Source organism: Nocardia farcinica (genome assembly GCF_001182745.1).
GTDB classification, from domain to species: domain Bacteria; phylum Actinomycetota; class Actinomycetes; order Mycobacteriales; family Mycobacteriaceae; genus Nocardia; species Nocardia farcinica.
In genome coordinates this window covers 41,353-58,627 of record NZ_LN868938.1, presented here as the reverse complement: position 1 = coordinate 58,627, position 17,275 = coordinate 41,353, and the positions used below count along the sequence as shown (strand labels likewise).

Sequence of the window (17,275 nt, the reverse complement as noted above, 5' to 3'; positions counted from 1 at the left end):
GGCAGGGTTGCCGTCCGCGGGCGAGTCGGCGGTGATGGTCGCGGCGGCTCGGACCGGGTTGAATGGGATGAGCTAGGGCGTAACCAGGCAGCCGTGACGCGCGGCAAGGACGGAGAGCAATGACCGACAGCAACGGAACCGCGAAGGCCACCCCCGGCGGCACACCGCGTCCGTCCGGTGCCCCCAAGCCAGGCGGATCGAAGTCCCATCCCAAGCCGCACGCGGTGAAACCGGCCCCGGGCCCGGCCCAGCACCATCCGCATCCGGTGGTGGTGCCCACCGTCAGCGACCCGAGCAAATGGGGGCGCGTCGACGAGGACGGCACGGCCTGGGTGAAGACCGCCGACGGCGAGCGCATCGTCGGCTCCTGGCAGGCGGGCGACGCCGCCGAGGGCCTTGCCCATTTCGGCCGCCGTTTCGACGACCTCGCCACCGAGGTGGCGCTGCTCGAGGCGCGGCTGGCGGCGGGCGCGGACGCCCGCAAGACCAAGGCCGAGGCCATCCGGCTGGCCGAATCGCTGCCCACCGCCGCCGTCATCGGCGACATCGAGGGACTGGCCAAGCGCCTGCAGGCGATCACCGAACACTCCGAGGAAGCCGCCGCGCACGCCAAGGAGGAGAAGGAACGGGCCCGCCATGAGCACACCGAGCGCAAGGAAGCGCTGTGCGCGGAGGCGGAGAAGATCGCCGCCGAGTCCACCCAGTGGAAGGCCGCGGGCGATCGGCTGCGCGAGATCCTCGAGGAGTGGAAGACCATCCGCGGCGTGGACCGCAAGGTCGACGACGCGCTGTGGAAGCGCTACTCCAAGGCCAGGGAGGCGTTCAATCGCCGTCGCGGCGCGCACTTCGCCGAACTCGACCGCGAGCGGGCGGCCGCCAAGGCGCGCAAGGAAGAACTGTGCGCCCGCGCCGAGGAACTGTCCGACTCCACCGACTGGGTGGGCACGGCGGCGGTGTTCCGGGAACTGCTGGCCGAGTGGAAGGCCGCGGGCCGGGCGCCGCGCGAGGCCGACGAGGCGCTGTGGCGGCGGTTCAAGAGCGCGCAAGACGTCTTCTTCGCCGCGCGCAACGCGGCGGTCTCCGAGCGCGAGGCCGAATTCGAGGCGAACGCCGAAGCCAAGGAAGAGCTGCTGCGCGCCTACGAGCACATCGATCCGGCCCACGATCTGGACGCCGCCCGCGCGGCCCTGCGCGATCTGCAGGAACGCTGGGAGGCCATCGGCAAGGTGCCGCGCGACCGGATGCACGATCTGGAGGGCAGGCTGCGCGCCATCGAGAAGCGGGTGCGCGACGCCGTGGACGCGCAGTGGCGCCGCACCGACCCGGAGGCGATGGCTCGCGCCGCGCAGTTCCGCGAGAAGGTCGCGCACTTCGAGGAGCAGGCCGCCAAGGCCAAGGCCGCGGGTCGCGAGCGGGACGCCGAGAAGGCGCTCGAGCAGGCCAAGCAGTGGCGGGAGTGGGCCGAAGCCGCCGAGGGCGCGGTCAGCAATCGCTGACCGTGCCGGCGCACGCGTCGCCGATCGGGGTCACTCCTCGCCGGTCAGGCGCTTGCGGTCGCGTTCCTCGGCGGCCTTGGCCGCGTTTCGCCGCTGTTCCTCGGCTTCCAGGTGCAGGGCCGTGCGGCTCCACACCACGCGGACCCAGTGGAAGGTCAGCACGATGATGGCGATCGTGCCGATCACCAGGCCGATGCCGGGGCCCGCGCCCATGTAGTTGCCCAGGCCGGGGGTCTGGCGGTGCCAGATCGACAGCACGCCGAACACGCTCGCGATGGCCGAGCCCGCCACCGCGAACCAGGCCAGCACCCAGCGCCGGGTCATCAGCGCCAGCAACGAGAAGCCGACGCCGAACACGGCGACGAACCACACGAACACCCGCGAGGGCAGGCCGATGTGCTCGATCCTGGCCGCGTCGGTGCCGAGCAGCACGTCGAAGCCGCGGGCGCTGCCCGCGTGCGAGAGCACCAGCGACAGCAGCAGCACGAACACCGCGCCCGCCACCACCATGGCACGCACGCCCGGATCGATCTCGCCCGCGATCCGCCGCTCCACCGCGTCGATCTCCGCGCGGAACTGATCGAAGTCGTTGCTCTGCTCGACCGAGCTCACCGCGTCCTCGCCTCCTGAGTCGTCACCGGATTGGTCCCGGTCCACTGTGCCATCCGTGGGCTCCGCCCCGGCAGGCGACCCACTACGCGGCGTAGTACCGGGATCGGTGCCGTCGTCCGCGCCGCCCTCGCGGCGGTCGTCGTCGTGCTCGCCCGGCCCGGTCATCCGCCGCAACCGGTCGAGCAGCCCGCGGCCACCGGCTCGGGGGCGGGCGCGCCGATACGGGGCAGGCCGAGACCGACACCGATGGGCGCGGTCTTCGGGGTGATGCCGCGCTCGTGCGCGTCGCCCGCCCGGGTGCGCCGATGCGTCTTGACCGGCGCGTCGGCGATCAGGTGATGCGGCGCGGCCTCGGTGATGTCGACGGTGACCAGGTCGCCGGGCCGGACCGGCTCGGCGGTGCCGCCGGGCCGGAAGTGCACGAGCCTGCCGTCCCTGGCGCGCCCGCTCATCCGCGCGGTGGCGGCGTTCTTCTTGCCCGAGCCCTCGGCGACCAGCAGTTCCACCTCGGTGCCGATCAGCTCGCGGTTGGCCGCCAGCGAGATCTCCTCCTGCAACGCGATCAGCCGGTCGTAGCGCTCCTGCACCACCTGCTTGGGCACCTGGTCGGCCATCTCCGCGGCCGGGGTGCCGGGCCGCTTGGAGTACTGGAAGGTGAACGCGCTGGTGAACCGGGCCTGGCGCACCACGTCCAGGGTCTCCTGGAAGTCCTCCTCGGTCTCGCCGGGGAAGCCGACGATGATGTCGGTGGTGATGGCCGCGTGCGGCATCGCCGCCCGCACCTTCTCGATGATGCCCAGGTAGCGCGCCTTGCGGTAGGAGCGCCGCATCGCCTTGAGCACCCGATCCGAGCCGGACTGCAACGGCATGTGCAGCTGCGGGCAGATGTTGGGGGTCTGCGCCATCGCCTCGATGACGTCGTCGGTGAACTCCGCCGGATGCGGCGAGGTGAAGCGCACCCGCTCCAGCCCCTCGATTCCGCCGCACGCGCGCAACAGCTTGGCGAAGGCGCCGCGGTCGCGCGGCTCGTCCGGGTCGGCGAAGGACGCGCCGTAGGAGTTGACGTTCTGGCCGAGCAGCGTCACCTCGAGCACGCCCTGATCGACCAGGGCCTGCACCTCGGCGAGCACGTCACCGGGCCTGCGGTCGACCTCCTTGCCGCGCAGCGCGGGCACGATGCAGAAGGTGCAGGTGTTGTTGCAGCCCACCGAGATCGACACCCAGCCCGCGTAGGCGGACTCGCGCTTGGCGGGCAGCGTCGAGGGGAACGCCTCCAGCGACTCCAGGATCTCCACCTGCGCCTGCTCGTTGTGGCGGGCGCGCTCGAGCAGCACCGGCAGCGAGCCGATGTTGTGCGTGCCGAACACCACGTCCACCCAGGGCGCCTTGCGCACCACGGTGTCGCGGTCCTTCTGGGCCAGACAGCCGCCCACGGCGATCTGCATCCCCGGCCTGCCCGCCTTCACCGGCGCGAGGTGGCCCAGGGTGCCGTACAGCTTGTTGTCGGCGTTCTCGCGGACCGCGCAGGTGTTGAACACCACCAGGTCGGCCGTCGCCCCCGGCGCGGCCTTGACGTAGCCGGCGTCCTCGAGCAGACCGGACAGACGTTCGGAATCGTGCACGTTCATCTGGCAGCCGAAGGTACGGATCTCGTAACTGCGCGCTCGCGTCATCACCTGTCCTGCGTCCACCCCGATGCTCTTCGGTGTCGATTCCACCTGTCCAGGGTACGGGGGCCGCCGCGGGCCCCGCGCACGGCATCCGCGCTGGCACCGGGCGCGGGCGGGGCGGGTGACGGCAGATTACGACGACGTGACGATGCGGCGTGCCGTCGCGGCGTGTCGTGGAAAGCAGGGCAAAACGCGGATTTCCCCTTAAGGTCTTGGACCATGAGTGATGCCGCCGCCACGCCCGGCACGACCGGCGACACCCCGAGCTTGGACAAGGGCCCCGCGAGTTCTGCGCCGCCGATGGTTTCGATGCGCGCGGTGAACAAGCACTTCGGCAAGCTGCACGTACTGCGCGACATCAACCTGGAGGTGCCGCGCGGACAGGTCGTGATCGTGCTCGGCCCTTCGGGTTCGGGCAAATCCACGTTGTGCCGCACCATCAACCGCCTCGAGCCGATCGATTCCGGCGACATCGCCGTCGACGGCGTGCCGCTGCCCGCCGAGGGCAAGGCGCTGGCCGCGCTGCGCGCCGAGGTCGGCATGGTGTTCCAGTCGTTCAACCTGTTCGCGCACAAGACGATTCTCGAGAACGTGATGCTGGCCCCGGTCAAGGTTCGCGGGGTCAAGAAGGAGCAGGCCCGCGCCAGGGCGGTGGAACTGCTCGAACGGGTCGGCATCGCCGACCAGGCCGACAAGTACCCGGCGCAGCTGTCCGGCGGTCAGCAGCAGCGCGTCGCCATCGCCCGGGCGCTGGCGATGAACCCGAAGGTGATGTTGTTCGACGAGCCGACCTCCGCCCTCGACCCGGAGATGGTCAACGAGGTGCTCGACGTGATGGTCTCGCTGGCCAAGGACGGCATGACGATGCTCGTGGTCACCCACGAAATGGGCTTCGCCCGCCGCGCGGCGAACCGGGTGCTGTTCATGGCCGACGGCGCCATCGTCGAGGACACCGATCCCGAGACCTTCTTCACCGCACCGAAATCCGAACGGGCCAAGGACTTCCTGGGCAAGATTCTCAGCCATTGACCCTCTCGGCCCGTCGAAGCCTCCGGACACCGGTAGCGACAACCACACAAGGAGTTAGGAACTCGATGAGGATCACCCGTGCACTTCGTTTCGGCGTCGGGGCGCTCGCCCTGGCCCTGGCCGCGACCGCCTGCGGCGGCGGTGACGAGGGCAGCGCCCTCGAGCACGCCCAGGAGGGCAAGCTCACCATCGGCATCAAGTACGACCAGCCCGGCCTCGGCCTGCGCACCAAGGACGGCGCCTACACCGGCTTCGACGTCGCGGTCGCCCAGTACGTGGCGGGCAAGCTCGGCGTGCAGCCCGACGGCATCACCTTCAAGGAGGCCCCCTCGGCGCAGCGCGAGACGCTGATCGAGAACGGGCAGGTCGACTTCGTCGTGGCGACCTACTCGATCACCGACAAGCGCAAGGAGAAGGTCGATTTCGCCGGGCCCTACTACATCGCGGGGCAGTCGCTGCTGGTGAAGGCCGACAACACCGACATCACCGGGGTCGAATCCCTCAACGGCAACAAGAAGCTGTGCTCGGTGAAGGGTTCCACGCCCGCGCAGAACGTCAAGGACAAGTACGCCCAGGACGTCCAGCTGCAGGAGTTCGACACCTACTCGCTGTGCGTGGAGGCGCTGCGCAACGGCTCGGTCGACGCGGTGACCACCGACGACATCATCCTGGCCGGTTTCGCCGCCCAGTCCCCCGGCCAGCTGAAGGTGGTCGGGCAGCCGTTCACCACCGAGAACTACGGCATCGGCCTGAAGAAGGGCGACCAGGAGACCCGCGACAAGATCAACGACGCGATCGAGGCGATGATCGCCGACGGCTCCTGGGCCAAGGCGCTGCAGGAGAACGTCGGTGCCTCCGGCTTCACCCCGTCGGCCCCGCCGCAGGTGGACCGCTACTGATTCCCACCCGGGTGGCCCGCCGCGCGCGGGCCACCCGCCCATCTCACCACCGATCGACCACCACACACCGATGGGAGGGACGCGCCGGCCGTGTTCGACCTGATCTCGGAGTACGACAGCCAGATCCTGCAAGCCTTCTGGGTGACGATCAAGCTGACCCTGTTCTCGGCGGTCGGCGCGCTGATTCTCGGCACGATCGTCGCCGCGATGCGCGTGTCCCCGATCCCGGTGGCCCGCTGGCTGGGTACCGCCTACGTCACGATCTTCCGCAACACCCCGCTCACGCTGATCATCGTGTTCTGCTCGCTGGGCCTGTATTCGGCGCTGGGGTGGAAGCTGGCCGGTGACTCCATCGCCGACAACAACTACCGCTGGGCGATCGTCGGCCTCAGCGTCTACACCGCCGCGTTCGTCTGCGAATCGCTGCGCTCGGGCATCAACACGGTGCCGCTCGGCCAGTCCGAGGCGGGCCGCTCGCTCGGCTTCAGCTTCAGCCAGAACCTGCGGCTGGTGGTGCTGCCGCAGGCGTTCCGGTCGGTGATCGCGCCGCTGGGCAGCGTGCTGATCGCGTTGACGAAGAACTCCACCATCGCCGCCGCCATCGGCGTCGCCGAGGCCGCGCACCTGATGGCCGAGATGATCGAGACCGAGGCCGCGCTGCTGGCCATCGGCGCGATCTTCGCCTTCGGCTTCGTCCTGATCACCCTGCCGACCGGCCTGCTGTTCGGTTGGCTCGCGAAACGATACGAGGTGGCCCGATGAGTGCAGGCGCTTCGGTCCTGTTCGACGCGCCCGGCCCCCGGGCACGGGTGCGCAACCACGTCTTCTCCGTGCTCGTCGCCGCCGCGATCCTGGTGGTCGGCTACCTGTTCTTCCGCGCGTTCGAGGAGAAGGGCCAGTTCGAGGCCGACAAGTGGAAGCCGTTCCTGGAGGGCGAGGTCTGGGAGACCTACCTGCTGCCCGGCCTGCGCGGCACGATCGTCGCCGCGCTGCTGTCGATCGTGTTCGCGATGGTGATCGGCATGATCTTCGGCATCCTCCGGCTGTCCGATCACCGCTGGGTGCGCATCGTCGCCGGCGCGATCGTCGAGTTCGCCCGGGCCATCCCGGTGCTGATCCTGATGATCTTCCTGTTCGCCCTCTACAGCGAATACGACCTGTTCAAGTCCGACGATCTGGCGCTGGCCGCCGTGGTCACCGCGCTCACCGTCTACAACGGCTCGGTCATCGCCGAGATCGTGCGCGCGGGCATCCGGTCGCTGCCGCGCGGGCAGACCGAGGCCGCGATGGCGCTCGGGTTGCGCAAGAACCAGCTGATGCGGCTGATCCTGCTGCCGCAGGCCATCACCGCCATGCTGCCCGCGCTGATCTCGCAGATGGTGGTCGCGCTCAAGGACACGGCCCTGGGGTACCAGATCACCTACGTCGAGATCGTGCGGTCGGGTCAGCAGCTCGGCGCCTCGGAGAGCAACACCATTCCGGCGCTGATCGTGGTCGCCGTGGTGATGATCGCCCTGAACAGCACCCTGACCGTGGTCGCCACCCGGCTGGAGCGACGCCTGCGCGCCGGGCGCCGGGCCAAGGGCGGTGGCGCCGTGCTGGCCGCGGACTCGATCATCACCGACGCCGCACCGGGCATGGACCTGGAGAAGAAGTGAGCCGGTATCTGTCCGTGAGCTAGTACTTGTAGAAGCCCTCGCCGGTGGCGATGCCGAGCTTGCCCTTGTCGATGTAGTTCTCCTTCAACCAGGTCGCCAGCTTCTGGGTGTCGGCATCGCCGTGGGCGAGGATGTTGTAGGGGGTGGTGAGACCGATGACGTCGAGGATCTGGAACGGGCCCATCGGGGCGCCGGTGGCGATGCGCCAGGTCTTGTCGACGGCCTCGGGCTCGGCGTACCCGCCCGCGGCCAGTGCCATCCCCGCGTTGAGGAACGGCACGAGCAGCGAGTTCAGCACGTACCCCGACTTCTCCTTGTGCAGTTCGATCGGCACCATGCCGATGGCCTCGGCGAACTCGACCACCGTTCGGTAGACCGCGGGGTCGGTGTCGGGGGTGCCCATCACCTCGGCGGTGTTGAACTTCCACACCTGGTTGGCGAAGTGCAGGGCCAGGAATCGGTCCGGGCGGCCGGTGAAGTCCTTGATGTCGCTGGGCAGCAGCGTGGAGGAGTTGGTCGCGAAAATCGTTCGGGCGGGGGCGAGTTCGCCCAGGCGCCGGTAGGTGTCGCGCTTGATGTCGAGCACCTCGGGGACCGCCTCGATCACCAGGTCGGCCTCGGCGGCGGCGGCGAGATCGGCGGTGAGGGTGATGCCCGAGCGGGTGGCCTCGGTCTTGTCCTCGGTGGCCCCCGGCACGTCCTGCCGGTAGGCGGCGGCGAGCTTGGCGAAACGCTCCCGCGCGGCATCGAGCGCCTGCTCGCTGATGTCGTAGGCGGTGACGTCGAACCCGTGGAAGGCGGTCTGGAACGCGATCTGCGAGCCGAGCACCCCGGTCCCGAGAACGGTCACCTTCTTGATGTCGACGGCCATGCTGTTCTCCTCTCCGCGAGACGGCGGTCGCCTCGGCACGCCACCCATCATGGCCCGGCCGCGGGGGGCGCCGCCGCCGACAGGCAGCGCGAGAACGGGCAAACCGGGCAACGGCGATAACGATTCCGCAAAATACGGGCAATCCAGACCGGGGCGCCGGGGCGGTCAGTCCGCCGGCCCGGCGTCCATGCCCGCGGCGCCGAGGTCCTCGGCGGCGCCCAGCTCGGCCTTCACCACGGCGAAGGCCGTGGACTGGGGGTACCCGCGCCGGGCGAGCATGCCGACCAGCCGCCGAAGAACCTTGTCGCGCTCCAGGTTTCGCGGCATGGTGCGCAGCTTGCGCCGGACCAGCTCGGCCGCCCGCGCCTGTTCGTCGTCGTCGCTCACCGCGGCCAGGGCCGCGTCGACATCGGCGGCGGCGACGCCCTTGCGGCGCAGCTCCTGCGCCAGCGCCTGCCTGCCCTTGCCGGAGTAGGTGTGTCGCGAGGCGACCCACTGCTCGGCGAAGGCGGCGTCGTCGATCAGCCCGACCTCGGCGAGCCGTGCCAGCGCCGCGTCGGCGACCTCGGCGGAGTAGCCCTTGGCGGCCAGCCGCTGCGCGAGTTCGGCGCGACTGCGGGCGCGGACGGCGAGCAGACGCAAGCACGCCTCCTTCGCCTGCTCGACCGTCCCGCCGTGCGGGGTGCGCTCCGACGTCGACCGGCTCGTGCCCGCCTCCGCCTCCTGCGCCTCCCACTCGGATCCGGCCGCCACCGGATCCGCCCGGCGCGCGGCGCGACCACCCGCGCCCGCCGACCGGGAGTTCTTGCCCCGCCGTCGCCTCTCGTCACCTCGGCCGGGATCCGCCGCTCCGCGGCGACCTCGACCGGAGCTCCGCCCCGGGTCGACGTCCTGGGAGCCGCCGCGATCCGAGGGTTCGACGACGCCCCGCGCACCCTCGGCGATGGGGCTCTCGGCCGCGGCGAGGTCGCGAGCGCCGCGGCTCCGCTCCGGCTCGGGGTGGTTCCGGCGGGGGTGGGTGGACCCGGTCGAGCGCGCCCGCTGCGGATCGGGCTCGCTCGACCGGGTTCCCGGGCGGTCCGCGCGGGCCGAACCACCATCGGCCCGCGGGACGGGTTCATGCCTCGCCGACGCGGGGTGATCGCGTCCGGAAACGCCTGCGCCGGCGAGGAGTTCGTGCAACCGGCGGCTCATGTCGTCGACCGGATCGGGCCGCTGCTCGGCAGCCCGGTCCGCGACGGTGCGCCGGCCGGAGTCCGGCTCAGAAATCGGCGGGCACCTCGGCCGCGTCCTCGGCGGTCAGGTCGGCGCCGATGCCGAGCTTTTCCTTGATCTTCTTCTCGATCTCGTCGCGGACGTCGGTGTTCTCCAGCAGGAACTTGCGGGCGTTCTCCTTGCCCTGGCCCAGCTGGTCGCCCTCGTAGGTGTACCAGGAGCCGGACTTGCGGATGAAACCCTGCTCCACACCCATGTCGATCAGCGAGCCCTCCTTGGAGATGCCCTGGCCGTAGAGGATGTCGAACTCGGCCTGCTTGAACGGCGGGGAGACCTTGTTCTTGACGACCTTGACGCGGGTGCGGTTGCCGACCGCGTCGCTGCCGTCCTTGAGGGTCTCGATGCGGCGCACGTCCAGGCGCACCGAGGCGTAGAACTTCAGCGCCTTGCCGCCGGTGGTGGTCTCGGGCGAGCCGAACATGACGCCGATCTTCTCGCGCAGCTGGTTGATGAAGATGGCGGTGGTACCGGAGTTGTTGAGCGCGCTGGTCATCTTGCGCAGCGCCTGGCTCATCAGCCGGGCCTGCAGGCCGACGTGGCTGTCGCCCATCTCGCCCTCGATCTCGGCGCGGGGCACCAGCGCGGCCACCGAGTCGATGACGATGATGTCGATGGCGCCGGAGCGGACCAGCATGTCGGCGATCTCGAGCGCCTGCTCACCGGTGTCGGGCTGGGAGACCAGCAGGGCGTCGGTGTCGACGCCGAGCTTGCGCGCATAGTCGGGGTCGAGCGCGTGCTCGGCGTCGATGAAGGCGGCCACACCGCCCGCGGCCTGCGCGTTGGCGACCGCGTGCAGGGCGACGGTGGTCTTACCGGAGGATTCCGGACCGTAGATCTCGACGATGCGGCCGCGGGGCAGGCCGCCGATGCCCAGCGCCACGTCCAGCGCGATGGAGCCCGTCGGGATCACCGAGATGGGCTGGCGGGCCTCCTCGCCGAGCCGCATCACCGCGCCCTTGCCGAAGCTCTTCTCGACCTGGGCGAGCGCGAGCTCGAGGGCCTTGTCGCGGTCGTAGGCCTGTGGTGCCATGTCCTGATCCCCTTTTCGACGGGTAGGTCCTGTTGTCCTGGTTGGCGCCCACAGTAGAGGGCGGCACCGACAAGTTCTGACCCCGAGCCTAGACGAACAGGTGTTCGACTCCAAGCGACTCGCCGCGCGGATCGCCCCACCCCGGCAATCCGCGCGCTACCCGTCCGTGGGGCCTACCACAGCGGCAGGGGCGTGTCCTCCTCGTCCGCACCGCGCGGGCCGCGGATACGACGCTCGGCCTCGGTGATCGGCACGTCGTCGATGCCGGCCTCCCGCCGTGACATCAACCCGTCCGGGGCGAACTCCCACTGCTCGTTGCCGTAACTGCGCCACCAGCGGCCCGCCTCGTCGTACCATTCGTACTGGAAGCGCACGGCGATGCGGTTGCCGTCGTGCGCCCACAGCTCCTTGCGCAGCGCGTAGCCGTTCTCGATGCGCCATTTGCGGGTGAGGAAGTCGACGATGGCGGCGCGGCCGGTGAAGTACTCGGCGCGGTTGCGCCACACCGAATCGGCGGTGTACGCGGCGGCGACGAGTTCGGGGTCGCGGGTGTTCCAGGCGTGTTCGGCGGCGCGCACCTTGGCCAGGGCGGCGGTGCGGTCGAAGGGCGGCAACGGTGGTCGCACGGGGTTCCTTCCGGGTGGGTCAGGGGTTGACGGGGGACAGTTCGGCGGGCCCCCAGCGCAGCGGGCCGTGCGGCCACGCGACGACCTCGTCGACGGTGAAGTCGATCGAGCACTGCGAGCCGGGCGCGAAGGTCGATGCGTCCCAGTTCAATGCGGCCGTTCCGGTGAGTTGCAGCGCACCGCCGGTGGTCCAGTCCGGGACGAGCAGTCCGCAGCGCGGGTACGCGGCGAGATTGCCCAGCGTCATGAACATCGAGTTGCCCCGGTAGTCCGGCCAGCGCAATCGCGTCGGCGAGAGCACCCGCAGGAAGCCGGGATTGCCGCCGCGATGCGAGGCGTCGACGTGGCCGTCCGGGTCGGCGCTGGCGACGAAGAAGGTGTCGGCCGCCGCGATCATCGCCTGCTGGGCCACGTCCAGGGCGCTGCCCCGGCGCGGCGTCGTCACGCCGTCGCGCCGGTGGCCGACGACCGCGCGACGCGAGATGTACTTCGGGCAGTTGGCGTAGACCTGGTCGACGGTGATCGCCAGCTCGGCACCGTGCGGCGCCGACCGCCCGTTCACGCGCATCCGCCTGCGCCGGGAGGGTTGCAGGGCGATCATGCCGATACTCGCCGGCCGGGCGAGCGGGCCGGCGAGCGGATCGCCGTCGGCGGGGCGGGCCGCGAGGGTCATCGAGGAGTCGTCGATCACCCGCACGAAACCCGGTTCGCCCACCAGCCCGCTCGCCCACAGCCTGCCCCCGGCATCGGCGGCGGCCACCACCACCATCGGCTGGGCGGCCAGGAACTCCGCGGCCACCGGCGGGATGTCGGCGCGGATGGTCCGCCCGACCTTCGCCGCGATGCCGTCCTGCCCCAGCCGCCGCTGTACGGCGAGTTCGCCGGGATGGAAGGGCGTCATGATGCGCAGCCTCAGAAGAAGCCGCAGGTGGGCGCCGCACCGCTGGGCGCGGGCGCGCTCTCGGCGCCGCTGGGTGCGTACACCTCGAGCCGGATGCCGTCGGGATCGGTGAAGAAGATGCCGCCCGAGGCCGTGCCCTCGCCGTGCGCCACCACCCCGTCGTGCACCAACGCGACTCCCAGTTCTCGCAGCGTGTGTTCGATCGCGCGCACCCGGTCCATGTCCTCGACCTGGAACGACAGGTGGTGCAGGCCGGGCGTGCGCGCGGAGAACGTGCCGTCGGACTGGGCCCAGAGGGTCAGCACCAGCGCACCGTCCCGCCCGAGGAAGGCGAAGCGGGTGTCACCCTCTCCCCCGGCCGTGATCTGCTCGAAACCCAAGGCACGGCAATAGAACTCGGCCGAGCGGTCGAGATCTGAGACGTTCAGCCCGATGTGCCCGGTGGTGAGCACCGGAGCGGTCGCCGCGGTCATGGACATCCTCCTGGAATCATTAACCGTCTTTTACGGTTTCAGTGGTTAGAACGGTAGCCGGAGGGGCACAACAGAGTCAACCCATTGAAATGATTTAAGCGGTTAGAAAGGTGGTGACGCCCATGCGTGGGCCTCCGCACTCGATACCCTCGGGCATGCCCGATCCACGTCCGCACCTCGGGGAACCGCTGGCCCTGGACCTGTTGAACACGCGCTGGAACAGCGACGGCCCCCAGGATCTGCTCACCGACACCACCGGCCTGGACATCTGGCTGACCTCGGCGGGGCTGGCCGGGCGGGCGACCGCCGACGAGGCCACCCGCGCCGCGGTCCTGGCCGCCCGGGACGCCATCCACGACGTGGTCCGCACCGACGACCCGCGCGCCCGCGCGGCTCTGAACGCGGTGCTCGCCCACGGCCGGATCCGGCGCACGCTGACCGAGTCCGGCCCGGCCGCCGAGCCCGAGGTCGCCGATCCGGCGTGGTTACCGGCCTGGCTGGCCGCGGCGAATCTGCTCGACCTGCTGGCCGCCGCGCCCGACCGGATCCGCCAGTGCGCGCACGAGGAGTGTGTGCTGTTCTTCTACGACACGTCCAAGAACGGCACCCGCCGGTGGCATTCGATGGCCACCTGCGGCAATCGCGCCAAGGCCGCCCGGCACTACGCCAAGAAATCCTGACCGCCGAGAAGCCATGACCGCCGAGCAGTCCCGACTCAGAACAGTTCGTCGAGCAGGCGGTAGTACTCCAGCCGCGCGCGATCCGGCTCGGGCAGGCCGTAGGCGTCGAAGAAGGCCGTCACCTCCGCGGGACCGTACTCGCGCAGATCACGTTCGGCCAGCGCCAGGTCGCGGTAGCGATCGGCGACCCCGAGTGCGCCGACGTCGATCAGCAGGTCGCCGTCGAGCACGTTGGGCGGGGTGTAGTCGCCGTGGGCGACCACAAGATCCGCCTCGGGCGGCCGCCGGTCCAGCAGCTCGGCCAGCACCGATTCGGGCGTATGGTCGGCGTTGTCGTCGTCGAAGTCGTCGGCGTCGACCAGCCCTTCGATCACGTTGCGGCGCGCCTGGGCCAGCACACCGTCCAGGTGGCCGTCGAACGGGCAGTCGGCGACGGGCAACGCGTGCAGGCGCCGCAGCAGCGCGCCCATCGTCGCGCCGATCGGGACGCCCTCGGTGTCGGCCAGGGTGGCCAGACTGGGCACCCCCGCGTCGGCGAGCACCAGCACGCCACCGGCGCACACCACCACCTCGGGCACGCGGATACCGTTGTGCCGCAACCATTCCAGTCGTTCGTACTCCGCCACCGCGTGCGGGCCGCGTTTGACCCAGTGCCCGCCCGCGCGGACCACGCCGCCGCTGCGGCCCTCGTGCTCGTCCGACCACCGCGGGCGCGGCCCGAGAACCGCCGCCACGGGCTCCGGCAGCGGCTCGCGCAGCTCGTCGAGGGTGTCCAGGGCGGTGCGGGTCGATTCGATCAGCTCCGGATCGCCCTCGGCCAGCCGCACCCGCAGCGCCTCGGTGAGCACCTCCCGCGCCGCATCCCGCTCGCCGCGTGCGGCCAAGGTCAGTCCGAGATGATGGGCGGCGAAGGAGAACGCCGCCGGATCCGCGCCGGCGGCGAGATACGCGCGCCGGTAGAGGGTCTCGGCGGTGCCGAGGTCACCCCGGTAGCGGTAGACGTCGGCGAGCTCGATCCACACCGCGATCCGGTCGGACTCGGTGCGGGCCAGTTCCAGGGCGCGGTCGAGCCGGTCGAGCGCCTCGCCGTACCGGCCGCGCACCATCAGGTCCACCCCCGCCCGGCGGAAGGTCCGGAACTCACCCGGCGCGGTCGTCACCGCCTCGGGGCCGGTCACCAGCGTGCCTTCGGCACGTCGAATTCCGCGCACAGCGCCCGCCACACCTCACGCGGATCGATGCCCGCTTCGATCGCCTCGGCGCCGGTCCGGCCGCCGAGCGACAGGATGACGTGATCGGCGAGCAGCGCGTCGCCGCGGGCCACGCCGAACTCGGTGTGCAACAGCTCCTGGAACTCCGTCAACCGCACCGTCCCGAAGATACCCGCCCGCGCCGGACCGCCCCACCGTGGCGGGTCAGCGGGCCCGCACGCGGTCGAGCACCCGGTGACACACCTCGACCGGGTCCTCGACCTGCGCCACCGTCATGGCGGCGGCCTCGGCCGCGGCGGTGTAGCGCGGATGGTCGAGCACGGCCAGCACCGCGGCCCGCACCGCCTCGGCCGTCAGCGGGCGCACCACGATCGAACTGCCCTGCCGCGCCGCCCGATTGGCCAGCTCCCACTGGTCGCCGCCGCCGGGCACGGTGACGATGGGCACCCCGGCCAGCAACGACTTGGCGAGCAGCCCGTGCCCGCCACCGCCGACGACCACCGCGGCGTGTTTCAGCAACTCGTCCTGGCGGCCCAGGCCCGCGGTGGCCCAGGCGGGCAGGTCGGCGGGTGGCTCGTCCAGCATGGAGATCGCCACCCGGACGCCCGCGCCGTCGAGGGCCCGCAGCACGGTGTCGACCAGGCCGATGACGCCGGTGTGCGCGGTCGACGGCGCCACCACCACCAGCGGGCCGTCACCCGGGGGCAGAGCCAGCACGTCGGCGGTCGGCTCCCACAGCAGCGGACCGACCAGGTGGGCGTTGTCCGGCCAGTCCGGCCGCGGCACCTCCAAGGCGGGCAGGGTCGCCAGCAATCGGGCCGACGGGCCGGGATCGGCGGCGGGCAACCCGACGCTCTCCCGCGCGCGGGCGCGCTGCTGCTCGCCCGTGCGTATCGCGCGCGCGGTCATCGCCCGCAGCACGGCGTCACGCAGTCTGCCGCGCAGGCCCTCCCCCACCGCGAGGCCGCTGCCGATGGGCGGCAACCCCTTCGACGGCAGATACAGCGGATGCGGGGCGAGTTCCACCCACGGCACCCCGAGCCGTTCGGCCGCCATTCCGCCACCCGCGGTGAGCACGTCGGAGACCACCAGTTCCGGCAGCATCGCGCCCAGGTCGGGCAGGATCTCGGTGGAGATGTGCGCGGCGCGCTCGTGGATCCGCCGGCCGGCGTCGCGGTCGTCGTCGATCGCCCTGGGCGCCAAGCCTTTCAGGCGGCGCACCGGAATACCGGCCGTCTTGGCCATGTCGAACCAGCGCGGACCGGTGAACAGCACCGGCTCGTCACCCGCCGCCAGGAATCGCGCGCACAGCGCGAGCGCCGGGAACGCATGGCCGGGGTCCGGGCCCGCTACAACGGCAACACGCATCGGCTCAGCCTGCCACACCGTCGTCGCCGGGTCGCGCTCACCGGAAGTAGTAGAGCCGGAACCCCACCGCGCGCTCGGCCGGGAACCCCTCGATCGGTCCGGTGCCCATCTCGACGATCGCGCGCACCTGGTCCGCCACCGGCTCGTCGCTGAGCGCGGCGAGGTAGCGCCGGTGTTCGGACAGCGAGGCGATCGCCCGGTCGATCGTGTCGGTGACGTCGACCGCGTGGGTGGGGCCCGGTCCCGTGACGGCCGCCCAGCGGGCGGTCCACGGCGCCAGGTCGGCCAGTTCGGGGAAGATCCACTCGTTGCCCGCGTCGGCCACCGCGTCCAGACCGGCCCGCCCGACCGCGCGGTGGTCGGCGCTGTTGAGATAGCCGGGACCCCAGGTGTCGCCGAAATGCAGCAGGATCACCATCTCCGGCCGATGCCGGCGGATCGCGGCGGCCAGATCGCGACGCAACGGCAGCCCGTATTCCAGCCGCCCGTCGGGGTGACCGAGGAACTCGACCTCGCGCACGCCCACCGTGGCCGCGGCCGCGATCTCCTCGGCCTCGCGCAGCGGACCCGATTCCGCGGGCGGCAGACCGGCGATCCCGGCCTCGCCGCTGGTCGCCAGCACGTAGCGAATGTCCTTGCCCTGCTCGGTCCATCGCGCCACCGCGGCGGCCGCGCCGTATTCGATGTCGTCGGGATGGGCCACGATCACCAGGCCGCGTTGCCAGTCCTCGGGAACCTGCTCCATGCGCCCATTCAAACATCGGCGCCCACCCGGCGGCGAGAACGGCGGCCGGGCGCGCGGGAGGGCGATCGATGCGGTAGACACATGCCCATGACGAAGCTCACACGCGCAGCGGCGGTGCTCGCGCTGGCGCTGCTCACCTTCCTCGCGCCCGGGCCGCTGACCGCCCCGCAGGCGCATGCCGACGCGCTGCCGCGGGTGTATCTGGATCTGACCATCGGCGGCGCGCCCGCGGGCCGGGTGGTGATCGAGCTGCGCTCGGACGTGGTGCCGCGCACCGCCGAGAACTTCCGCGCACTGGCCACCGGCGAGCAGGGCTTCGGCTACCGCAGGTCGACCCTGCACCGGGTGATTCCCGGATTCATGGCCCAGGGCGGCGATTTCACCCACGGTGACGGCACCGGCGGGCACAGCATCTACGGCCCCGTCTTCGCCGACGAGAACTTCCAGCTGCCGCACGCGGGGCCGGGCGTGGTCAGCATGGCCAACCGGGGGCCGGGCACCAACGGCTCGCAGTTCTTCATCACCCTGGACGCGACGCCGTGGCTGGACGGCAAGCACGTCGTGTTCGGCACGGTGGTCGAGGGCATGGACGTGGTGCAGGCCGTGGCGGCCACGGGCAGCGACACCGGCGCGACCACGCAGCCGGTGGTCGTCGCCGACAGCGGGCAGCTCTGACGGCGATCCGACGACGACGGGCCGTTCACCGGAAGGTGAACGGCCCGTTGGTTTTT

General features: G+C 71.1%; 19 protein-coding genes. 7 read left to right on the top strand and 12 right to left on the bottom strand.

Going from position 1 to position 17,275, the window contains the following annotated elements; all coding sequences use genetic code 11:
* Positions 1-119 precede the first annotated feature (119 nt).
* Positions 120-1,496, top strand: a complete 1,377-nt coding sequence (locus AMO33_RS00315) for a DUF349 domain-containing protein (protein WP_011210366.1) — start codon at positions 120-122, stop codon at positions 1,494-1,496.
* Between the two features lie 30 nt (positions 1,497-1,526).
* Here AMO33_RS00315 and AMO33_RS00310 read toward each other — a convergent pair whose 3' ends face one another.
* Both AMO33_RS00310 and miaB read right to left on the bottom strand, forming a co-directional pair.
* Positions 1,527-2,108, bottom strand: coding sequence for an Rv2732c family membrane protein (locus AMO33_RS00310; protein WP_106427723.1), 582 nt, complete (start codon positions 2,106-2,108; stop codon positions 1,527-1,529).
* 161 nt (positions 2,109-2,269) lie between these two features.
* Complete coding sequence (miaB, locus tag AMO33_RS00305) at positions 2,270-3,781, bottom strand: tRNA (N6-isopentenyl adenosine(37)-C2)-methylthiotransferase MiaB (RefSeq protein ID WP_060589721.1); 1,512 nt, start codon at positions 3,779-3,781, stop codon at positions 2,270-2,272.
* 297 nt (positions 3,782-4,078) lie between these two features.
* Here miaB and AMO33_RS00300 point away from each other — a divergent pair, with 297 nt between their 5' ends.
* The 4 genes from AMO33_RS00300 (at position 4,079) to AMO33_RS00285 (ending at position 7,364) form a co-directional block, all read left to right on the top strand.
* Positions 4,079-4,807 (top strand): amino acid ABC transporter ATP-binding protein, encoded by a 729-nt coding sequence (locus AMO33_RS00300; RefSeq protein WP_041560263.1) that lies wholly within the window; start codon positions 4,079-4,081, stop codon positions 4,805-4,807.
* 65 nt (positions 4,808-4,872) lie between these two features.
* Positions 4,873-5,706 carry a glutamate ABC transporter substrate-binding protein gene (locus AMO33_RS00295; protein WP_011210370.1) on the top strand — a complete coding sequence of 278 codons (834 nt, stop codon included), beginning with the start codon at positions 4,873-4,875 and terminating at the stop codon, positions 5,704-5,706.
* A 90-nt stretch (positions 5,707-5,796) separates the two neighbouring features.
* Positions 5,797-6,468 carry an amino acid ABC transporter permease gene (locus tag AMO33_RS00290; RefSeq protein WP_011210371.1) on the top strand — a complete coding sequence of 224 codons (672 nt, stop codon included), beginning with the start codon at positions 5,797-5,799 and terminating at the stop codon, positions 6,466-6,468.
* Positions 6,465-7,364 carry an amino acid ABC transporter permease gene (locus AMO33_RS00285; RefSeq protein WP_060589719.1) on the top strand — a complete coding sequence of 300 codons (900 nt, stop codon included), beginning with the start codon at positions 6,465-6,467 and terminating at the stop codon, positions 7,362-7,364. The genes AMO33_RS00290 and AMO33_RS00285 overlap by 4 nt, the downstream gene beginning before the upstream one ends.
* A 19-nt stretch (positions 7,365-7,383) precedes the next feature.
* Here the strand turns inward: AMO33_RS00285 and AMO33_RS00280 are convergent, their stop codons facing one another.
* From AMO33_RS00280 to AMO33_RS00255, 6 genes are all read right to left on the bottom strand, one after another.
* On the bottom strand, positions 7,384-8,235 hold the full coding sequence (locus tag AMO33_RS00280) for a 3-hydroxyacyl-CoA dehydrogenase (protein ID WP_060589717.1): 852 nt from the start codon (positions 8,233-8,235) through the stop codon (positions 7,384-7,386).
* Positions 8,236-8,400: 165 nt separating this feature from the next.
* The gene (gene recX / locus AMO33_RS00275) at positions 8,401-8,988 is read right to left on the bottom strand and encodes a recombination regulator RecX (protein WP_082668699.1); all 588 of its coding nucleotides are present in this window, start codon (positions 8,986-8,988) and stop codon (positions 8,401-8,403) included.
* Positions 8,989-9,496: 508 nt separating this feature from the next.
* Positions 9,497-10,540 (bottom strand): recombinase RecA, encoded by a 1,044-nt coding sequence (recA, locus tag AMO33_RS00270; RefSeq protein ID WP_011210376.1) that lies wholly within the window; start codon positions 10,538-10,540, stop codon positions 9,497-9,499.
* A gap of 173 nt (positions 10,541-10,713) precedes the next feature.
* Positions 10,714-11,166, bottom strand: coding sequence for a nuclear transport factor 2 family protein (locus tag AMO33_RS00265; protein WP_060589715.1), 453 nt, complete (start codon positions 11,164-11,166; stop codon positions 10,714-10,716).
* A gap of 19 nt (positions 11,167-11,185) precedes the next feature.
* Positions 11,186-12,067, bottom strand: coding sequence for a pyridoxamine 5'-phosphate oxidase family protein (locus AMO33_RS00260; protein WP_060589713.1), 882 nt, complete (start codon positions 12,065-12,067; stop codon positions 11,186-11,188).
* 11 nt (positions 12,068-12,078) lie between these two features.
* Positions 12,079-12,540 carry a VOC family protein gene (locus AMO33_RS00255; RefSeq protein ID WP_060593211.1) on the bottom strand — a complete coding sequence of 154 codons (462 nt, stop codon included), beginning with the start codon at positions 12,538-12,540 and terminating at the stop codon, positions 12,079-12,081.
* Positions 12,541-12,695: 155 nt separating this feature from the next.
* Between AMO33_RS00255 and AMO33_RS00250 the strand changes: the two genes are divergently transcribed.
* On the top strand, positions 12,696-13,220 hold the full coding sequence (locus tag AMO33_RS00250) for a CGNR zinc finger domain-containing protein (protein ID WP_041560266.1): 525 nt from the start codon (positions 12,696-12,698) through the stop codon (positions 13,218-13,220).
* A 35-nt stretch (positions 13,221-13,255) separates the two neighbouring features.
* Here the strand turns inward: AMO33_RS00250 and AMO33_RS00245 are convergent, their stop codons facing one another.
* Genes AMO33_RS00245 through AMO33_RS00230 form a run of 4 tightly spaced genes read right to left on the bottom strand, consistent with a single transcriptional unit; the run spans position 13,256 to position 16,544 of the window.
* Complete coding sequence (locus AMO33_RS00245; RefSeq protein WP_082668536.1) at positions 13,256-14,398, bottom strand: phosphotransferase; 1,143 nt, start codon at positions 14,396-14,398, stop codon at positions 13,256-13,258.
* Positions 14,395-14,589, bottom strand: coding sequence for a DUF3046 domain-containing protein (locus AMO33_RS00240; RefSeq protein WP_011210382.1), 195 nt, complete (start codon positions 14,587-14,589; stop codon positions 14,395-14,397). The genes AMO33_RS00245 and AMO33_RS00240 overlap by 4 nt, the downstream gene beginning before the upstream one ends.
* Positions 14,590-14,635: 46 nt before the next feature.
* Positions 14,636-15,799: a glycosyltransferase gene (locus AMO33_RS00235; protein WP_060589711.1), complete on the bottom strand. Its 1,164-nt coding sequence runs from the start codon at positions 15,797-15,799 to the stop codon at positions 14,636-14,638.
* Between the two features lie 37 nt (positions 15,800-15,836).
* Positions 15,837-16,544, bottom strand: coding sequence for a PIG-L deacetylase family protein (locus AMO33_RS00230; protein WP_011210384.1), 708 nt, complete (start codon positions 16,542-16,544; stop codon positions 15,837-15,839).
* Positions 16,545-16,631: 87 nt separating this feature from the next.
* Here AMO33_RS00230 and AMO33_RS00225 point away from each other — a divergent pair, with 87 nt between their 5' ends.
* The gene (locus AMO33_RS00225) at positions 16,632-17,219 is read left to right on the top strand and encodes a peptidylprolyl isomerase (RefSeq protein ID WP_240327354.1); all 588 of its coding nucleotides are present in this window, start codon (positions 16,632-16,634) and stop codon (positions 17,217-17,219) included.
* The last annotated feature ends 56 nt before the right edge of the window (positions 17,220-17,275 follow it).